The following is an 891-nucleotide window of genomic DNA, read 5'->3' as shown; positions in this document are numbered from 1 at the left end:
CATAAAAATCTAGAGTTTGTCCAATATTCAAGTTACGATTTTGTAGGATTAGAGGATTAGGGGTTAGGATTTAGTCACCTGATACCTGTAACCTATTCACTATTTTTAGCCCTATGCTTCCCTTCATTCGCAATGATCTGGCTCAATTTCAAGCTTATGCTCCTCATCCGGGTGGAGACTCTGGGAGTCCAGTCGCATCTGAGATTATTTTAGATCGTTTAGATACCAACGAATGTCCTTATGATCTCCCCTTGGAGTTAAAACAAAAGCTGGCTTGGGCCTATCAGCATGAAATTGAAACGAATCGTTATCCGGATGGTTCTCATACTACACTAAAAGATGCGATTGTTAATTATGTCAATCGGGGAGTTCCCGATGCTGAAAGCCCTGTTAATTCTACTAATCTTTGTGTAGGAAATGGTTCAGATGAATTAATTCGATCTCTATTAATTGCCACCTGTTTAGGAGGAGAAGGTTCTATTTTAGTGGCAAATCCGACGTTCTCAATGTATGGGATTTTAGCAAAAACGTTAGGAATTCCGGTGGTAAAAATTGGGCGTTGTGAAGACAATTTTGAAATGGACTTAGCCGCCGCTCAAAATGCAATTGAACACCCAGAAAAAGCACCGATTCGAGTTGTATTTGTGGTTCATCCCAATTCCCCAACAGCGAATGCTTTAACAGAAGCCGAAATCAACTGGTTAAAAAGCTTACCCCGAGAAGTTTTAGTCGTGATTGATGAAGCTTATTTTGAGTTTAGTCAAACAACTCTCTTGGGTGAACTTCTTCAACATCCAAATTGGGTAATTTTACGAACTTTTTCTAAGGCGTTTCGGTTGGCGGGGTTACGGGTGGGATATGCGATCGCGCATCCTGATTTTATTGCGATTT

The 891-nt window shown here is 40.5% G+C and carries 1 protein-coding gene; it reads left to right on the top strand.

Annotated features, from left to right (window positions below; translation table 11 throughout):
• Positions 1 to 113: 113 nt before the first annotated feature.
• The coding region (locus M595_RS27995) for a histidinol-phosphate transaminase (protein WP_023069922.1) at positions 114 to 891 on the top strand (778 nt) is incomplete at its 3' end.

Source organism: Lyngbya aestuarii BL J (assembly GCF_000478195.2).
Classification (GTDB): domain Bacteria; phylum Cyanobacteriota; class Cyanobacteriia; order Cyanobacteriales; family Microcoleaceae; genus Capilliphycus; species Capilliphycus aestuarii.
The sequence above is the reverse complement of the archived record's forward strand: the minus strand, read 5'-3'. Positions and strand labels throughout refer to the sequence as shown.